The sequence below is a fragment of the Pseudomonas sp. C321 genome (assembly GCF_055407105.1).
Genome location: NZ_JBUZRB010000001.1, coordinates 1183117 through 1201190 on the forward strand (window position 1 = coordinate 1183117; position 18074 = coordinate 1201190).

Annotated in this window: 23 protein-coding genes; 2 read left to right on the plus strand and 21 right to left on the minus strand. The window is 56.9% G+C overall.

The features are described 5' to 3' along the window. Positions 1–204: 204 nt before the first annotated feature. Positions 205–1197: a GlxA family transcriptional regulator gene (locus ACZRJ6_RS05635; RefSeq protein ID WP_463967396.1), complete on the minus strand. Its 993-nt coding sequence runs from the start codon at positions 1195–1197 to the stop codon at positions 205–207. Positions 1198–1293: 96 nt separating this feature from the next. On the opposite strand from ACZRJ6_RS05635, the gene ACZRJ6_RS05640 reads away from it, so the two are divergent. After that, positions 1294–1854 carry a cysteine hydrolase family protein gene (locus tag ACZRJ6_RS05640; RefSeq protein WP_463967397.1) on the plus strand — a complete coding sequence of 187 codons (561 nt, stop codon included), beginning with the start codon at positions 1294–1296 and terminating at the stop codon, positions 1852–1854. 23 nt (positions 1855–1877) lie between these two features. On the opposite strand, the gene tam is transcribed toward ACZRJ6_RS05640, so the two are convergent. The 3 genes from tam to ACZRJ6_RS05655 form a co-directional block, all read right to left on the minus strand. After that, a complete protein-coding gene (gene tam / locus ACZRJ6_RS05645) occupies positions 1878–2642 on the minus strand; it encodes a trans-aconitate 2-methyltransferase (RefSeq protein ID WP_463967398.1) in 765 nt (254 codons plus the stop codon). 146 nt (positions 2643–2788) lie between these two features. Then, positions 2789–3313 (minus strand): single-stranded DNA-binding protein, encoded by a 525-nt coding sequence (locus tag ACZRJ6_RS05650; protein WP_133103468.1) that lies wholly within the window; start codon positions 3311–3313, stop codon positions 2789–2791. A 9-nt stretch (positions 3314–3322) separates the two neighbouring features. After that, positions 3323–4717 (minus strand): MFS transporter, encoded by a 1395-nt coding sequence (locus ACZRJ6_RS05655; protein ID WP_463967399.1) that lies wholly within the window; start codon positions 4715–4717, stop codon positions 3323–3325. 175 nt (positions 4718–4892) lie between these two features. Here ACZRJ6_RS05655 and uvrA point away from each other — a divergent pair, with 175 nt between their 5' ends. Continuing rightward, positions 4893–7727, plus strand: a complete 2835-nt coding sequence (gene uvrA / locus ACZRJ6_RS05660; protein WP_463967400.1) for an excinuclease ABC subunit UvrA — start codon at positions 4893–4895, stop codon at positions 7725–7727. Between the two features lie 65 nt (positions 7728–7792). Here the strand turns inward: uvrA and bfr are convergent, their stop codons facing one another. The 17 genes from bfr to rplE all read right to left on the minus strand — a co-directional run bounded on the left by bfr (position 7793) and on the right by rplE (position 18069). Beyond that, entirely contained in the window at positions 7793–8257 is a 465-nt protein-coding gene (gene bfr / locus ACZRJ6_RS05665; protein WP_133103471.1) for a bacterioferritin, read from the minus strand. A gap of 149 nt (positions 8258–8406) precedes the next feature. Continuing rightward, complete coding sequence (locus tag ACZRJ6_RS05670) at positions 8407–9861, minus strand: catalase (RefSeq protein WP_463967401.1); 1455 nt, start codon at positions 9859–9861, stop codon at positions 8407–8409. Positions 9862–10107: 246 nt separating this feature from the next. Then, positions 10108–10494, minus strand: a complete 387-nt coding sequence (rplQ, locus tag ACZRJ6_RS05675) for a 50S ribosomal protein L17 (RefSeq protein WP_133103473.1) — start codon at positions 10492–10494, stop codon at positions 10108–10110. 41 nt (positions 10495–10535) lie between these two features. Next, positions 10536–11537: a DNA-directed RNA polymerase subunit alpha gene (locus ACZRJ6_RS05680; RefSeq protein ID WP_003176403.1), complete on the minus strand. Its 1002-nt coding sequence runs from the start codon at positions 11535–11537 to the stop codon at positions 10536–10538. Between the two features lie 22 nt (positions 11538–11559). Next, the gene (gene rpsD / locus ACZRJ6_RS05685) at positions 11560–12180 is read right to left on the minus strand and encodes a 30S ribosomal protein S4 (protein WP_133103474.1); all 621 of its coding nucleotides are present in this window, start codon (positions 12178–12180) and stop codon (positions 11560–11562) included. Between the two features lie 18 nt (positions 12181–12198). Next, positions 12199–12588 (minus strand): 30S ribosomal protein S11, encoded by a 390-nt coding sequence (gene rpsK, locus ACZRJ6_RS05690; RefSeq protein WP_002555466.1) that lies wholly within the window; start codon positions 12586–12588, stop codon positions 12199–12201. Between the two features lie 30 nt (positions 12589–12618). Next, positions 12619–12975: a 30S ribosomal protein S13 gene (rpsM, locus tag ACZRJ6_RS05695; protein WP_003186020.1), complete on the minus strand. Its 357-nt coding sequence runs from the start codon at positions 12973–12975 to the stop codon at positions 12619–12621. A gap of 129 nt (positions 12976–13104) precedes the next feature. Further along, entirely contained in the window at positions 13105–13221 is a 117-nt protein-coding gene (rpmJ, locus tag ACZRJ6_RS05700) for a 50S ribosomal protein L36 (RefSeq protein WP_002555468.1), read from the minus strand. Positions 13222–13248: 27 nt separating this feature from the next. Next, the gene (secY, locus tag ACZRJ6_RS05705) at positions 13249–14577 is read right to left on the minus strand and encodes a preprotein translocase subunit SecY (RefSeq protein ID WP_003210064.1); all 1329 of its coding nucleotides are present in this window, start codon (positions 14575–14577) and stop codon (positions 13249–13251) included. Beyond that, a complete protein-coding gene (rplO, locus tag ACZRJ6_RS05710; protein ID WP_003210066.1) occupies positions 14578–15015 on the minus strand; it encodes a 50S ribosomal protein L15 in 438 nt (145 codons plus the stop codon). Positions 15016–15018: 3 nt separating this feature from the next. Then, positions 15019–15195, minus strand: a complete 177-nt coding sequence (gene rpmD / locus ACZRJ6_RS05715; protein ID WP_003186033.1) for a 50S ribosomal protein L30 — start codon at positions 15193–15195, stop codon at positions 15019–15021. Between the two features lie 2 nt (positions 15196–15197). Further along, a complete protein-coding gene (gene rpsE / locus ACZRJ6_RS05720) occupies positions 15198–15698 on the minus strand; it encodes a 30S ribosomal protein S5 (RefSeq protein WP_003186035.1) in 501 nt (166 codons plus the stop codon). Positions 15699–15701: 3 nt separating this feature from the next. Further along, positions 15702–16052, minus strand: coding sequence for a 50S ribosomal protein L18 (gene rplR / locus ACZRJ6_RS05725; protein WP_122486025.1), 351 nt, complete (start codon positions 16050–16052; stop codon positions 15702–15704). A gap of 10 nt (positions 16053–16062) precedes the next feature. Beyond that, a complete protein-coding gene (rplF, locus tag ACZRJ6_RS05730) occupies positions 16063–16596 on the minus strand; it encodes a 50S ribosomal protein L6 (protein ID WP_010174584.1) in 534 nt (177 codons plus the stop codon). Between the two features lie 12 nt (positions 16597–16608). Then, a complete protein-coding gene (rpsH, locus tag ACZRJ6_RS05735) occupies positions 16609–17001 on the minus strand; it encodes a 30S ribosomal protein S8 (RefSeq protein ID WP_017848802.1) in 393 nt (130 codons plus the stop codon). Positions 17002–17210: 209 nt separating this feature from the next. Beyond that, entirely contained in the window at positions 17211–17516 is a 306-nt protein-coding gene (rpsN, locus tag ACZRJ6_RS05740) for a 30S ribosomal protein S14 (protein ID WP_104911011.1), read from the minus strand. A 13-nt stretch (positions 17517–17529) separates the two neighbouring features. Then, entirely contained in the window at positions 17530–18069 is a 540-nt protein-coding gene (gene rplE, locus ACZRJ6_RS05745; RefSeq protein WP_003186044.1) for a 50S ribosomal protein L5, read from the minus strand. Positions 18070–18074: the final 5 nt, after the last annotated feature.

Genomic DNA, 18074 nt, shown 5'->3' on the forward strand with positions numbered 1-18074 from the left:
CCATTCGCGGCAGACGAATGGGTTTGGCGGCGTTTATTTTGCACGATCACAGATTATGCGCCGCGCATTTTGCACGAGCACTGTTACTGGGGATTGTCGAAAAAGCGCTTCGAACCTGCCCGGCTTATCCGATTCGGCGGCAAGGCCTGTACCAAGACCGGCAACCTCACCCTCTGCCGTGGCGTGATCGACAACAACGCTTAATCAAACCCTGACGCTGGCGGGGTTCACACCAAAGCGGTTGCGGTAATCGCTAGGCGCCAATCCGGTGATTTTCTTGAACAGGGCACGAAAGGTGCTGGGGTCTTGATAGCCCACGGTCCAGGCGATGTGGTCGAGGGTAGCGTTGGTGAATTCCAGCATCTGCCGCGCCTTGCCGACCCGCAGGTGCTGGCAGTATTCGGTGGGTTTCAAACCAGTGGCACTGCGAAATCGCCGTAGAAACGTGCGCTCTTCCAGGCCAGCCTCTTGCGCCATCGCTGCTAAAGAAACATCCACCGCACCGCTGGCCTGCAACCAATGCTGCACCTTGAGAATCGCCCCATCACCATGGCTGAGGATCGGCGCAAAGTTGCTGCCGCACTGGCTGGCGCTGTCGCTGTGCTCGATCACCAAGAAACGCGCAGTGCTGGCGGCAATACTCGGGCCGAGCAGGCGGTCTACCAGGCGCAAGCCCAGTTCGGACCAGGCCATCAGCCCGGCGGTGGTAATCATGTCGCCGTCGTCGACGATGGGCTTGTCGGCTTCCAGGCGAATCGCCGGGTAACGGGCAGCAAAGGACTTGGCCGAAGACCAATGGGTGGTCGCGCTACGACCGTCCAGTAAACCGCTTTTAGCCAACAGAATCGAGCCGATGCACACACCGCCAAGGACCGTCCCGCCAGCATGTTGCTGGCGGAGCCAATCAATCAGTTGCGGCGGCCCCTGCTCTTCGGAAAACTCGCCAATCGAGGGAGGGATCAACACCGCCATCAAGTGCTGGCCTGGGCCCGGTAAGCTGTCGAACACACGGCTTGGCACCTCGCTGGCATCGGCCCGCCAATGGCTGACGCGCAGTAATGGCAACTGCTCGGACTGATGCTCGGCGGCGATACGGTTGGCCACGCCAAACAGGTCAGTCAAACCATGTACGGCAGCCATTTGCGCACCGCTATAGATCAGTACGCCCACCTCGACGACCGCGCGTTCCAAAGCCATTGTCAGTTTTCCCCCTGCTATTGTCGGTGCGGCCAATCCCCGGACGGCTCACCAGCCACGATACTGGACGCCACAGTTATTCACGAGGAAACAACCATGACCCAGCAAGCGCTCATCCTAGTCGATATCCAGAACGACTACTTCCCCCAAGGCAAGTGGCCACTGAGCGGCGTCGAAGCGGCGGCAGACAAGGCGGCGCAGGTGCTTGAGGCGTTTCGCCAGGCCGGTAAGCCAGTAATCCATATTCGTCACGAGTTCACCAACGAAGATGCGCCCTTCTTCACACCGGGTTCCGAAGGCGCACACCTGCATCCCAAGGTGCTGAATCAGGCCGGCGAACCTGTCGTGCTCAAGCACTTCGTCAATTCCTTTCGCGAAACCAACCTGAGGACACTGCTGGAGCAGCGCAGCATCACCGAGTTGGTGGTGGTCGGCAGCATGAGCCATATGTGCATCGATGGCGTGGTGCGTGCAGCAGCAGATTTGGGCTACAGCGTGACAGTGATCCACGACGCCTGCGCCACCCGCGACCTGGAGTTCAACGGTATGACCGTGCCAGCGGCTCAGGTGCATGCTGCCTTCATGTCATCATTGGGGTTTGCGTATGCCAGCGTGGTGTCGACAGGTGAATTCTTGCAGGCTCAAGCGCCAGCGTGACCGCCACTTGATCGTTTGAACACTTACCGAGTGGCAATGATGAACAGCCGCGGAAAGGGCAGCAATACGGTGCCATCGGCCAAGGCCGGATACGCTTGAGTGATCCGCGCCAGGTAAGCATCGAGGAAAGCGCTTTTCTCAGCCTCGTCCAACGGCGCCAGGAACGGACGCAACGCCGACGCCTTGAACCACTCCACCACGGCGCCATGACCGCCGGCCAGCGGGTGGTGATAGGTGGTGCGCCACACATCGACGGTGCTGCAATGCTTGCTAAGCAGCTCGTAATAGAAGCTCGCCGTATGACGCTCGTTGTGCTTGACCGTGCCGATCTTGCCTGCCCATGGACCGTCCGCTGCTACTTCACGGGCAAGGCGATGGGCCGGCTCATCAAGGTTGTCCGGGGTCTGCACCGCCAGGGTGCCTGCGGGCGTCAGTTGGTTCACCAGATGCGGGTAAAGCGCGGCGTGGTCCGCCAGCCATTGCAGCGACGCATTGGCGAGGATCACATCGTATTGCTGGTTCGGGCTCCATGCGCCAATGTCCGCCAGTTCGAAGTTCAGCGCGGGCAACCGCTCACGGGCATTGACCAGCATGTCATCAGAGCTATCCATGCCGGTGACCACGGCGGCAGGAAAACGCTCGGCCAGCACTTCAGTGGAGTTGCCCGGGCCGCATCCCAGGTCGACAGCCGTGCGCACGTCAGCATCCGCAATGGCTGCGACCAGGTCACGGACGGGACGTGTGCGCTGTTGTTCGAACATCGAATACTGCTTGGCTGACCAGGTCATGGGCTTTCCTTCATCTTTGATGGGGGCGCAGATAGCCTAAATCTTGTGAGCCATGAGGACAAATGCTGGCGCCCAATAAAAAACCCCCGAAGCCGATGGCTGCGGGGGTTTTGGGTGTTGCTCGATAATCCAGGTCTCAAGAGACCCTAGAACGGAATATCGTCATCAAAGCTGTCGAAGTCAGCTGCCGGTTGCGGGGCGGCCTGCTGTGGCGCTGGACGCGACTCACGCTGTGGCTGCTGAGGCTGCTGGCTTGGCTGCGGACGGGACTGCTGTGGACGTGGCGCCGAGTTGGACATGCCGCCCTGGCCCTGTTGGTCGCCCTGTGGACGGCCGCCCAGCAGTTGCATGGTGCCTTGCATGTCGACCACGATTTCAGTGGTGTAACGCTTGATACCGTCTTTTTCCCACTCGCGGGTCTGCAGTTTGCCTTCGATGTAGACCTGCGAACCTTTGCGCAGGTATTCACCGGCGATCTCTGCGACCTTGCCGAACATCGACACACGGTGCCATTCGGTTTTCTCGACCTTCTGGCCGGTTTGCTTGTCGGTCCACTGTTCGCTGGTCGCCAGACTCAGGTTGGTCACGGCGTTACCGTTAGGCAAGTAGCGAACTTCGGGATCCTGGCCGCATGTACCGACCAATATGACTTTGTTAACCCCACGGGCCATAACGTTCTCCTAAGCTGGGCGCGCTGTTGGCACTGGATTGACCAGTTGCTCAAGCGTCGCGCGATCCAATAATTCGGTGTCCAATTTGATGTAAATGGCGGCTTCTTCAGCCACCACGACTGCATCCGTTACTCCGACGACGGCCTTCAGGCGCTCTACCAGACCGGCTTCACGAATCGCTTCGGGCGATAACGGCAGGCGCAGGCTTGTGACGTATGGAGGTTCGCGCATGGTAACAGCAAAGACCAGCCAAAGTGCAGCCAGCCCGGCGCATCCAAGGAACACAACCGACAAACCGCCATGCTGGTACATCCAGCCACCCATGATCCCACCGAGTGCCGAACCGAGGAACTGACTGGTGGAATACACCCCCATTGCCGTGCCCTTGCCGCCGGCCGGTGAAACTTTACTGATCAGCGAAGGCAATGAAGCCTCCAGCAGGTTGAACGCGGTAAAGAACACCACCGTGCCAATCACCAACGCCCGGAGGCTGTCGCCGAACTGCCAGAAGAATAGCTCAGTGAGCATCAATGTCGCGACGGAGCCCAGTAGAACTCGTTTCATTTTGCGTTTCTTCTCGCCATAGATGATGAACGGGATCATGGCGAAGAATGAAATCAGCAGCGCGGTGAGGTAAACCCACCAGTGCTGCTCCTTGGGCAGCCCGGCTTTTTCTACCAGGGCCAGGGGCAAGGCGACGAAGCTGCACATCAGCATTGCGTGTAATACGAAGATACCTAAATCCAGGCGCAGCAGGTCCGGGTGCTTGAGTGTGGGCAACAGCGCCTCGCGGGCGACGCCTGACTCGCGATGCTGCAACGGGCCGGCGGAGCGCGGAACCATGAAGGCAACGATCAGGATGCCCACCAGGGCCATGCCGCCCGTGGCCAGGAACAACCCCGACAAGCCGAAGGCACGGGTCAGCAACGGGCCGACCACCATGGCCACGGCGAACGACAGCCCGATGGTCATGCCGATCATGGCCATGGCTTTGGTACGGTGCTGCTCGCGGGTCAGGTCAGAGAGTAGCGCCATGACGGCAGCAGAAATCGCCCCGGCACCTTGCAGGACGCGTCCGGCGATCACGCCCCAGATCGAATCGGCATTGGCCGCCAGCACGCTGCCGAGGGCGAAAACGATCAGCCCGAGGTAAATCACCGGCCGGCGGCCGATGCGGTCGGAAATGAACCCAAACGGAATCTGAAAAATCGCCTGGGTCAGGCCATAGGCCCCAATTGCCAGGCCGATGAGGGCCGGGGTCGCGCCTGCGAGGTCCATTCCATAGGTCGCCAGGACCGGCAACACCATAAACATGCCAAGCATACGGAAGGCGAACACCAGGGCCAGACCGCTTGCCGCGCGGGTCTCGCTGCCACTCATGCGTTCGCTGTGGGGATCGTGCATGGAAAAACCTCGTGTGAACCGGCGGCGATTCTATCAGTCCCATCGTTTGAGAGGGTATATGCGGCGCTTTGCCGCGCAGCTTTCATGTAAGGCTGCGCCGGGTGACTTGATAGTGTGTATTCATCCAGTATTTAACCGTATACTCCTGCGTTTACGCCCGCCGTGCGAGGCCACTTTGGACAAGATCGTGATTCGTGGGGCTCGAACCCACAACTTGAAGAACATCGACCTGACCCTGCCACGGGACAAACTGATCGTTATCACCGGCCTGTCCGGGTCCGGCAAGTCGTCCCTGGCGTTCGACACGCTGTATGCCGAAGGCCAGCGTCGCTATGTGGAATCGCTGTCGGCCTATGCCCGGCAGTTTTTGTCGATGATGGAAAAACCAGACGTCGACACCATCGAAGGCCTGTCGCCGGCGATCTCCATCGAACAGAAGTCGACTTCCCATAACCCGCGCTCCACCGTGGGCACCATTACCGAAATCTACGATTACCTGCGCCTGCTATATGCCCGCGTCGGTATTCCGCGCTGCCCGGATCACGACATCCCGCTGGAAGCCCAGACCGTCAGCCAAATGGTCGACCTGGTACTGGCCCAGCCGGAAGGCGCCAAGCTGATGCTGCTGGCACCGGTGATTCGCGAGCGCAAGGGTGAACACCTTTCAGTGTTCGAAGAGTTGCGCGCCCAGGGTTTCGTTCGGGCGCGGGTCAACGGCAAGCTCTGTGAGTTGGACGAGCTGCCCAAGCTGGATAAACAGAAGAAGCACTCCATTGATGTGGTCGTCGACCGCTTCAAGGTGCGTGCCGATCTGCAACAGCGCCTGGCTGAGTCGTTCGAGACCGCGTTGAAACTGGCGGACGGTATCGCCCTGGTGGCGCCGATGGACGACGAGCCCGGCGAAGAAATCATCTTCTCCGCGCGCTTTGCCTGCCCGATCTGCGGCCATGCCATCAGCGAGCTGGAACCCAAGCTGTTTTCCTTCAACAATCCGGCCGGCGCTTGCCCGACCTGTGATGGCCTGGGGATTAAGCAATTCTTCGACATCAAGCGTCTGGTCAACGGTGACCTGACGTTGGCGGAGGGTGCGATACGCGGCTGGGACAGGCGTAACGTCTATTACTTCCAGATGCTCGGCTCATTGGCCTCGCACTATAAGTTCAGCCTGGAAGTGCCGTTCAACGAACTGCCGGCCGAGCAGCAGAAAGTCATCCTGCATGGCAGCGGTTCGCAGAACGTCGACTTCAAGTACCTGAACGACCGGGGCGACATCGTCAAACGCTCCCATCCGTTCGAAGGGATCGTGCCAAACCTGGAACGGCGCTACCGCGAGACCGAGTCGGCCAGTGTGCGCGAGGAACTGGCCAAGTTCCTCAGCACCCAATCGTGCCCGGATTGCCGGGGCACCCGCCTGCGTCGCGAGGCGCGGCATGTGTGGGTTGGCGAGAAGACGTTGCCGGCAGTGACCAACCTGCCGATTGGCGATGCCTGCGAATACTTTGGCACGCTGAAATTGACCGGTCGTCGTGGGGAAATTGCCGACAAGATCCTCAAGGAAATTCGTGAGCGCCTGCAGTTCCTGGTCAACGTTGGCCTGGATTATCTGTCACTGGACCGCAGCGCCGACACCCTTTCCGGTGGTGAAGCGCAGCGGATTCGCTTGGCGAGTCAGATTGGCGCCGGCCTGGTAGGAGTGCTGTACATCCTCGATGAGCCGTCCATCGGCTTGCATCAGCGCGACAACGACCGTTTGCTTGGTACGCTGAAGCACCTGCGGGACATCGGTAACACCGTGATCGTGGTCGAGCATGACGAGGATGCCATTCGTCTGGCCGACTATGTCGTCGACATCGGCCCCGGCGCGGGCGTGCATGGTGGGCATATTGTTGCCGAGGGCACGCCAGCGCAAGTCATGGCTCATCCTGACTCGTTGACCGGCAAGTACCTGTCAGGTCGGGTGAAGATTGCCGTGCCAGCCGAACGCACCCCACGTAACAAGAAGATGGCGCTGCACCTCAAGGGTGCGCGTGGCAACAATCTGCGCAATGTCGACCTGGAGATTCCGCTGGGCCTGCTGACGTGCGTGACCGGCGTGTCCGGATCAGGCAAATCGACTCTGATCAACAATACGCTGTACCCCTTGAGCGCTACCGCACTGAACGGCGCGACCACCCTGGAGGCCGCGGCTCACGACAGCATCAAGGGCCTGGAGCATCTGGACAAGGTGGTCGATATCGACCAGAGCCCGATTGGACGTACACCGCGCTCCAACCCGGCGACCTACACCGGACTGTTCACGCCGATTCGCGAGTTGTTCGCTGGCGTACCGGAGTCCCGCTCCCGTGGTTACGGCCCGGGGCGGTTTTCCTTCAACGTCAAGGGCGGACGCTGTGAGGCTTGCCAGGGCGATGGCCTGATCAAGGTAGAGATGCACTTTCTGCCGGACATCTACGTGCCGTGCGATGTATGCAAGAGCAAGCGCTACAACCGTGAAACCCTGGAGATCAAGTACAAGGGCAAGAACATCCACGAAACGCTGGAAATGACTATTGAAGAAGCGCGAGTGTTCTTTGATGCGGTCCCGGCACTAGCGCGCAAGCTGCAGACGCTGATGGATGTCGGCCTGTCGTACATCAAGCTGGGGCAATCGGCGACTACCTTGTCCGGTGGCGAGGCACAGCGGGTGAAACTGTCCCGTGAGCTGTCCAAACGCGATACCGGCAAGACCCTGTATATCCTTGATGAGCCGACCACCGGTCTGCACTTCGCTGATATCCAGCAGTTGCTGGACGTGCTGCATCGCTTGCGCGACCACGGCAATACAGTGGTAGTGATTGAACACAACCTGGACGTGATCAAGACTGCCGACTGGCTGGTGGATCTCGGCCCTGAGGGCGGCTCCAAAGGTGGGCAGATCATTGCCGTCGGTACACCGGAAGAAGTGTCGGAGATGAAGCAGTCTCACACTGGCTTCTATCTCAAGGCATTGTTGGCTCGCGACAAGGCCTGATCCAGGCTTATGAAAAAGCCCCTGTCACCGTTGAGGTGACAGGGGCTTTTTTGATGCCGGCGGAATCAGAACTGCGATTGCAGGTAGTTTTCCAGACCGATCAACTTGATCAGACCCAACTGCTTCTCCAGCCAGTAAGTGTGATCTTCTTCAGTGTCATTCAACTGCACCCGCAGGATTTCCCGGGTGACATAGTCGTTGTGCTGCTCGCAGAGCTCAATGCCCTTGCACAGTGCAGCACGGACCTTGTACTCAAGGCGCAAGTCGCTGGCGAGCATGTCAGGCACCGTGGTGCCGGTATCCAGATCGTCGGGACGCATACGTGGCGTACCTTCGAGCATCAGGATGCGGCGCATCAGCGCGTCAGCGTGCTGTGCCTCTTCTTCCATTTCGTGGTTGATACGTTCGTAGAGCTCAGTAAAGCCCCAGTCTTCGTACATCCGCGAGTGAACGAAATATTGGTCACGAGCTGCCAGTTCGCCCGTCAGCAACGTGTTGAGGTAATCGATTACGTCGGGGTGACCTTGCATCGCCCTACATCTCCCTGCTTGAAAGGCTGTAGTTTGAACCATGATGACCTGCAGGTCACGGGACCAACGGCAGAAAAGCGATGATATTCAGAGAAAATCAGCTGAAATAACGCAAAAACCGCCCAAATGAGGGCGGTTCTGCTTATCACTTAGAGTTGGTTAAGCGATACACCCAGTGCAGATGCGACACCTTCTCCATAAGCAGAGTCGGCCCTGAAGAAATGCTGCAATTGGCGCTGGACTACATCGCTGGAAACTCCGGCCATTGCCCCGGCGATGTTGTTGATCAGCAGGGCTTTCTGCTCATTGTTCATCAGGCGGAACAGCGCACCAGCGTGGCTATAGTAGTCAGTGTCTTCACGGTGATCGTAACGGTCAGCCGCACCGCTCAGGGCCAGGGCAGGCTCGGCGAACTGCGCAGCTTGCTTCGGCGCGTCGGCGTAGCTGTTTGGCTCGTAGTTGGGAGCCGCGCCGCCGTTGCTACCGAACGCCATTGAACCGTCTCGCTGGTAGCTGTTGACCGGACTGCGTGGCGCATTCACCGGCAGGTGCTGGTGATTGGTGCCGATACGGTAGCGGTGAGCATCGGCGTAAGCGAACACACGGCCTTGCAGCATACGGTCTGGCGACAGGCCTACACCTGGGACCATATTGCTTGGACCAAACGCGGCCTGCTCTACTTCAGCAAAGTAGTTCTGCGGGTTACGATTCAGCTCCAGCTCACCCACTTCGATCAGAGGAAACTCTTTTTGCGACCAGGTCTTGGTCACGTCAAAGGGGTTCTCATAGTGAGTATTGGCCTGAGCTTCGGTCATGATCTGGATGCAGACGCGCCATTTCGGGAAATCACCGCGCTCAATAGCTCCGAACAGGTCGCGCTGGGCGTAATCAGGATCGGTACCGGCCAGCCGTGCTGCGTCAGCAGGCGCGAGGTTCTTGATGCCCTGTTTGGTCTTGTAGTGCCACTTCACCCAGTGCCGTTCACCCGTGGCGCTGATGAGGCTATAGGTGTGGCTGCCGAAGCCGTGCATGTGACGGTAGCCGTCCGGGATGCCTCGGTCCGAAAACAGGATAGTGACCTGGTGCAGCGCCTCAGGGGAGTGGGACCAGAAGTCCCACATCATCTGCCCACTCTTCAAATTGCTTTGCGGCAGACGTTTTTGAGTGTGGATAAAGTCAGGGAATTTCAACGGATCACGGATGAAGAACACCGGAGTGTTGTTGCCGACGATGTCCCAGTTGCCTTCTTCGGTGTAGAACTTCAAGGCGAAACCACGCGGGTCGCGCTCGGTGTCAGCCGAACCGCGTTCGCCGCCAACGGTGGAGAAGCGCAAAAAGGTCGGCGTTTGTTTACCCACAGACTCGAACAGCTTGGCGCTGGAGTACTGCGTAATGTCTTGAGTGACGGTGAAGGTACCGTAGGCACCCGATCCTTTGGCGTGTACGCGACGCTCCGGGATGTTTTCACGGTTGAAGTGCGCAAGCTTCTCGATCAGGTGAAAGTCGTCGAGCAGCAGCGGGCCACGGGGGCCTGCGGAACGGGAATTCTGATTGTCCGCAACGGGCGCGCCGCTGGCGGTGGTAAGGACTTTAGTTTGGCTCATGCTCAATCTTCCTCAGGTCAGTCTTGGAACTGCCGGCTAATCGGCTGGGAGGGAGTATTGACCATCAGAATGACACCATCAAATTCAATAAATCATGGTCTTTGATAGAGAATAACTAACGATCCATCGGAGCACATAGCTATTGCCTTGATTGTGGAGGTGGCAGTGACTCAAAAATATAGACGCCTTTTTTCCAGGCACAAAAAACCGGGCGCTAGGCCCGGTTCTTCGTTACAGACTGACGTCTTACTCAGCGGATACAGCTTCACCGCCAACTGGACGATCGATCAGCTCAACGTACGCCATAGGCGCGTTGTCACCAGAGCGGAAACCGCACTTGAGGATGCGCAGGTAGCCACCCTCACGGGTAGCGTAACGCTTGCCCAGGTCGTTGAAGAGCTTACCAACGATAACTTTCGAACGAGTACGGTCGAAAACCAAACGGCGGTTAGCCAGGCTGTCTGTCTTGGCCAAAGTGATCAGCGGCTCAGCAACGCGACGCAGTTCTTTAGCTTTCGGCAGTGTAGTTTTGATCAGCTCGTGCTCAAACAGCGACACCGCCATGTTTTGAAACATGGCCTTGCGGTGCGAGCTGGTACGGCTCAGGTGACGACCACTTTTACGATGACGCATGGTTCATTCCTTACCAAACTCACGTTCGGTGATTACGACGATCAGGCAGTCGCCTTGTCGTCCTTCTTAAGACTTGCAGGCGGCCAGTTGTCGAGGCGCATGCCGAGGGACAGACCGCGGGAGGCCAGAACGTCCTTGATTTCAGTCAAGGATTTCTTGCCCAGGTTCGGAGTCTTCAACAGTTCTACTTCGGTACGCTGAATCAGGTCGCCGATGTAGTAAATGTTTTCCGCCTTAAGGCAGTTAGCCGAACGTACAGTCAGTTCCAGATCGTCAACCGGGCGAAGCAGGATCGGATCGATCTCGTCTTCTTGCTCGATTACCACTGGCTCACTATCACCTTTGAGGTCGACGAACGCAGCCAACTGCTGTTGCAGAATGGTTGCAGCACGGCGAATAGCCTCTTCAGGATCTAGAGTACCATTGGTTTCCAGATCAATAACCAGCTTGTCCAGGTTAGTACGCTGCTCGACACGGGCGTTTTCCACCACGTATGCGATACGGCGAACCGGGCTGAACGAAGAGTCAAGCTGCAAGCGACCAATGCTGCGGCTTTCGTCTTCATCGCTCTGACGCGAGTCGGCCGGTTCATAACCACGACCACGAGCTACAGTGAGCTTCATGTTCAGGGCGCCGTTAGACGCCAGGTTAGCGATTACGTGATCGGGATTAACGATCTCGACATCATGATCCAGCTGAATATCGGCAGCGGTAACCACCCCCGAACCCTTCTTCGACAAGGTCAGCGTAACTTCGTCACGGCCATGCAGCTTGATAGCCAGACCTTTAAGGTTCAACAGGATTTCAATTACGTCTTCCTGTACACCTTCGATGGCGCTGTACTCGTGGAGCACACCGTCAATCTCGGCCTCGACTACTGCACAGCCGGGCATTGAGGACAACAGGATGCGGCGCAGCGCGTTGCCCAGGGTGTGGCCAAAACCACGCTCGAGAGGCTCGAGAGTGATCTTGGCGCGGGTTGGACTGACAACCTGCACATCAATGTGACGGGGTGTCAGGAACTCATTTACCGAAATCTGCATGGATGCACCTATTTTCTAGCCCTTACTTGGAGTAGAGCTCGACAATCAGGCTTTCGTTGATGTCGGCGGACAGATCACTGCGAGCAGGAACGTTCTTGAAAACGCCCGACTTCTTCTCAGTGTCTACTTCTACCCATTCTACGCGGCCACGTTGGGCACACAGATCGAGAGCTTGGACAATGCGAAGTTGGTTTTTTGCTTTCTCGCGAATCGCGACCACGTCACCAGCACGAATCTGGTAGGACGGGACGTTAACGGTTTGGCCGTTTACGCTGACGGATTTGTGCGATACCAGCTGACGGGATTCGGCACGAGTCGAACCAAAGCCCATACGGTATACAACGTTGTCCAGACGGCATTCGAGCAGTTGCAGCAGGTTTTCACCGGTTGCACCTTTCTTGCCAGCAGCTTCTTTGTAGTAGCCGCTGAATTGACGCTCGAGAACGCCGTAGATACGACGGACCTTCTGCTTTTCACGCAGCTGGGTGCCGTAATCGGACTGGCGACCGCGGCGTTGGCCGTGGATACCAGGTGCTGCTTCAATGTTGCACTTCGATTCGATCGCGCGCACGCCGCTCTTCAGAAAGAGATCGGTGCCTTCGCGACGAGCGAGTTTGCATTTTGGACCAATGTAACGAGCCATTCTTTACAATCTCCTGGATTACACGCGGCGCTTCTTCGGCGGACGGCACCCGTTGTGCGGGATTGGCGTCACGTCGGTGATGCTGGCGATCTTATAGCCACAGCCGTTCAATGCACGGACAGCAGACTCACGACCTGGACCTGGACCTTTGACGTTAACGTCGAGGTTTTTCAGGCCATATTCCAGCGCAGCTTGACCAGCACGTTCAGCAGCTACTTGAGCAGCGAACGGGGTGGACTTGCGAGAACCGCGGAAACCCGAACCACCGGAGGTAGCCCAAGAAAGCGCGTTACCCTGACGGTCGGTAATGGTCACGATGGTGTTGTTAAAAGAAGCATGGATGTGGGCGATGCCATCAACCACTGTCTTTTTAACTTTTTTACGAGGACGAGCAGCAGGTTTTGCCATGATTAATTTCCTGTCGATTCGCTGGGGCGATTACTTGCGGATCGGCTTACGCGGACCTTTACGGGTACGCGCGTTAGTCTTGGTACGCTGACCGCGTACTGGAAGACCACGACGATGACGCAGACCGCGATAGCAACCGAGGTCCATCAAACGCTTGATTTTCATGTTGATTTCGCGACGCAGGTCACCTTCAGTGGTGAACTTCGCCACTTCGCCACGCAGCTGTTCAATCTGCTCGTCGCTCAGATCTTTGATCTTTGCGGCTGGGTTTACCCCAGTCACTGCGCAAATTTTCTGCGCAGTAGTGCGACCAACACCATAGATGTAGGTCAGCGAGATAACAGTGTGCTTGTTATCTGGAATGTTAACGCCTGCAATACGGGCCATTCAGTGGGACTCCAATTGACAGCTACCTACGCCCCGGAAGCCAAGAAATAGGGCGCGAGATAATATCGCTGTAATAACAAATAATCAACCCGGCAGCGCACTAGCTGCCGGGCTTCAAGCGGATCACACTCAGCCTTGGCGCTGTTTGTGACGCGGTTCCGCGCTGCAAATTACTCGAACAACACCTTCGCGGCGAATAATTTTGCAGTTACGGCACAGCTTTTTCACCGATGCACGAACTTTCATCACCAACTCCTCGAACCTTATGGGTACTCAGCGCAACATGCCGCTGCCGTAACCCTTCAGGTTGGCTTTCTTCATCAGGGATTCGTACTGGTGCGAAACGAGGTGCGATTGTACTTGAGACATGAAGTCCATCACAACCACGACCACGATCAGCAACGAGGTCCCCCCAAGGTAGAACGGAACGTTTGCCGCAACCACCAGGAACTGGGGCAGCAGACACACGGCCGTCATATATAGAGCACCGAACATGGTCAAGCGAGTCAGAACGCCATCAATGTAGCGCGCAGACTGCTCACCTGGACGGATGCCCGGAATAAAGGCACCGGACTTCTTCAGGTTTTCCGCTACGTCTTTCGGATTGAACATCAACGCCGTATAGAAGAAGCAGAAGAAAATAATCCCTGCACTAAACAGCAGAATATTCAACGGCTGACCAGGAGCGATCGACTGCGAGATGTCCTGCAACCAGCCCATACCTTCAGACTGACCAAACCAGGCACCCAACGAAGCCGGAAACAGCAAAATGCTGCTCGCGAAGATAGCAGGAATTACCCCGGCCATATTCACTTTCAGCGGCAAGTGGCTGGTCTGCGCAGCAAAAACCTTGCGGCCCTGCTGACGCTTGGCGTAATGAACAGCAATACGACGCTGACCACGCTCAATGAACACCACAAAACCGATAATCGCTACTGCCAGCAAACCGATGGCAACCAGGGCAAAGATATTGATATCACCCTGACGCGCAGACTCGAAAGACTGCCCAATTGCTCTCGGAAGACCGGCGACGATACCTGCGAAAATCAACATCGAGATACCGTTACCAACACCGCGCTCAGTAATCTGCTCACCCAGCCACATCATGAACATCGCACCAGCCACAAATGTGGATACCGCAACGAAATGGAAGCCAAAGTCACCAGTGAACGCAACACCCTGCCCAGCCAGGCCAACGGACATGCCGATAGCTTGGACCAAGGCGAGAATGACAGTGCCGTAGCGGGTGTACTGGCTAATCTTGCGACGGCCAGCTTCACCTTCCTTCTTCAACTGCTCCAGCTGCGGGCTGACGGCGGTCATCAGCTGCATGATGATCGATGCCGAGATGTACGGCATGATCCCCAATGCAAAGATGCTCATCCGTTCCAGCGCGCCGCCGGAAAACATGTTGAACAAGCTAAGAATGGTCCCCTCATTCTGTCGAAACAGGTCTGCGAGTCGGTCCGGGTTGATACCTGGAACCGGGATGTGTGCGCCTATTCGGTAGACGATAATCGCCAGGAACAGAAAACGCAGACGAGCCCAAAGTTCAGACATACCGCCTTTGCCGAGCGCTGAGAGAGCACCTTGCTTAGCCATTTATTCCTCGAACTTGCCGCCAGCTGCTTCGATAGCCGAACGCGCACCTTTGGTGGCGCCGATTCCCTTGCCGATAGTGACAGCGCGAGTCACTTCACCGGACAGCATGATTTTCACACGCTGTACGTTGACGTTGATCACGTTGGCATCTTTCAGGGTCTGCACGGTAACGATGTCGCCTTCCACTTTGGCCAGCTCGGACAAACGCACTTCTGCGCGGTCCATGGCTTTCAGGGAAACGAAACCGAATTTCGGCAGGCGACGATGCAGCGGCTGTTGACCGCCTTCAAAGCCTGGAGCAATAGTGCCACCGGAGCGGGAGGACTGACCTTTGTGGCCACGGCCACCGGTCTTGCCCAAACCACTACCGATACCACGGCCCGGACGATGCTTTTCACGACGGGAACCCGGCGCTGGACTCAGATCATTGAGTTTCATCGATTAACCCTCGACACGCAGCATGTAGTAAGCCTTGTTGATCATCCCGCGATTCTCGGGAGTATCAAGTACTTCTACAGTGTGACCGATGCGACGCAGACCCAAACCCTTAACACACAATTTGTGGTTAGGGATGCGACCGGTCATGCTTTTGATCAGCGTTACTTTAACGGTAGCCATGATCAGAAGATCTCCTTGACGCTTTTGCCACGCTTGGCGGCAATAGATTCAGGAGACTGCATTGCTTTCAAACCCTTGAACGTAGCGTGAACCACGTTTACCGGGTTAGTCGAGCCGTAGCACTTGGCCAGAACGTTCTGAACGCCGGCAACTTCGAGGACAGCACGCATAGCGCCGCCAGCGATGATACCAGTACCTTCAGAAGCAGGCTGCATGTACACCTTCGAAGCGCCATGAGCGGACTTCATTGCGTACTGCAGCGTGGTGCCGTTCAGATCAACTTGGATCATGTTGCGGCGAGCAGCTTCCATTGCCTTCTGGATCGCAGCAGGCACTTCACGTGACTTGCCACGGCCGAAGCCAACGCGCCCTTTACCATCACCCACCACGGTCAACGCGGTGAAAGTGAAGATACGGCCGCCTTTAACGGTTTTGGCTACGCGGTTAACTTGAACCAGCTTCTCAATGTAGCCTTCGTCGCGCTTTTGGTCGTTATTTGACATAACTTAGAACTCCAGCCCAGCTTCACGAGCAGCATCAGCCAGCGCCTTGACGCGACCGTGATACTTGAAGCCAGAGCGGTCGAAAGCCACCTGCGAGACGCCAGCGGCTTTTGCACGCGTAGCGACCAGCTGGCCAACCTTAGTGGCCGCGTCGATGTTGCCAGTGGCGCCATCACGCAGTTCTTTATCCAAAGTCGAGGCGCTTGCCAGGACCTGGTTGCCGTCGGCCGAGATGACCTGGGCGTAAATGTGCTGCGACGAGCGGAACACGCAGAGACGCACGACTTCGAGTTCGTGCATTTTCAGGCGTGCTTTGCGAGCGCGACGCAGTCGAGTAACTTTTTTGTCGGTCATTTGCTATGCCCTACTTCTTCTTGGCTTCTTTACGACGGACGACTTCGTCCGCGTAGCGCACACCTTTGCCTTTGTACGGCTCAGGTGGACGGAAGTCGCGGATCTCAGCGGCCACCTGACCTACTAGCTGCTTATCAATACCCTTGATCAGGATATCGGTTTGGCTAGGGGTCTCAGCGGTGATGCCTTCCGGCAGTTCGTAATCCACTGGGTGCGAGAAGCCAAGGGCCAGGTTCAAAACCGTGCCTTTTGCTTGCGCTTTGTAACCAACACCGACCAGCTGGAGCTTACGCTCGAAGCCTTGGCTTACGCCTTGGACCATGTTGTTTACCAACGCACGAGTGGTACCGGCCATTGCGCGAGTTTGTTGATCGCCATTGCGAGCAGCAAAACGCAGCTCACCGGCTTCTTCAACGACCTCAACGGACGAATGGATGTTCAGTTCTAGAGTGCCCTTGGCACCCTTCACCGAAAGCTGGCCACCTGCGAATTTGACTTCGACACCGGCTGGCAGCTTAACGGGGTTCTTAGCGACGCGTGACATGCTTATCCCCCCTTAGAACACTGTGCAAAGAACTTCGCCGCCGACACCGGCAGCGCGCGCAGCACGATCCGTCATCACACCTTTATTGGTGGAGACGATAGACACACCGAGACCGCCACGAACTTTCGGCAGATCTTCGACGGACTTGTACTGACGCAGGCCTGGACGGCTAACGCGCTTCACTTCCTCGATGACCGGACGGCCTTCGAAGTACTTCAGCTCGATGGACAGCAGTGGCTTGATTTCGCTGCTGATCTGATAACCCGCAATGTAGCCTTCGTCTTTCAGGACTTTGGCAACAGCAACCTTCAACGTGGAAGATGGCATGCTTACGACGGACTTTTCAGCCATCTGGGCATTACGGATTCGAGTTAGCATGTCCGCTAACGGGTCCTGCATACTCATGGGCTAGACGCTCCTAATACAAAAAAATTAGCCTTGCGGCTACTACGTGTCGCCGAGAATCTCCGAGCATAAAACACACGGGCTCAGGCGAGCCGCGTATTTTAGACACACCCCGGAAATGAATCAAGCCCCAAAAGGGGCTTGATTCAGATTCAAGGCCGCCGATGGTCAGTATCTTGCGATTCTGACCATCGAGACTTCGAAAGTACTTACCAGCTAGCTTTAACCAGACCTGGTACGTCACCACGCATTGCCGCTTCACGCAGTTTGTTACGGCCGAGGCCGAACTTGCGGTAAACGCCGTGTGGACGACCGGTCAGGCGGCAGCGGTTACGCATGCGCGAAGCGCTTGCGTCACGTGGCTGCTTCTGCAGGGCTACTGTAGCTTCCCAACGCGCTTCTGGACTTGCGCTCAGATCAACGATGATAGCTTTCAGTGCTGCACGCTTCTTGGCGTACTTGGCAACCGTGAGCTGACGTTTCAGCTCGCGGTTTTTCATGCTCATCTTGGCCATGGTCCTACTCCAATCAGTTGCGGAACGGGAATTTGAAAGCGCGCAGCAGTGCGCGACCTTCATCATCCGTCCGAGCAGTGGTGGTCAGGGTAATGTCCAGACCGCGGAGAGCATCGATCTTGTCGTAGTCGATTTCCGGGAAGATGATCTGCTCTTTAACGCCCATGCTGTAGTTACCACGACCATCGAAGGACTTGGCATTCAGGCCGCGGAAGTCGCGTACCCGAGGCAGGGAGATCGACAGCAGACGATCCAGGAATTCGTACATACGCTCACGGCGCAGAGTCACTTTGACGCCGATCGGCCAACCTTCACGGACTTTAAAGCCAGCGATGGATTTCCGAGCGTAAGTCACAACGACTTTTTGACCGGTGATCTTTTCCAGGTCAGCAACAGCGTGCTCGATGACTTTTTTGTCGCCGATCGCTTCGCCCAGACCCATGTTCAGGGTGATTTTGGTAACGCGCGGAACTTCCATCACATTCGAAAGCTTAAGTTCTTCCTTAAGTTTCGGTGCGATTTCCTTCCGGTAAATCTCTTTTAGTCGTGCCATGGTCT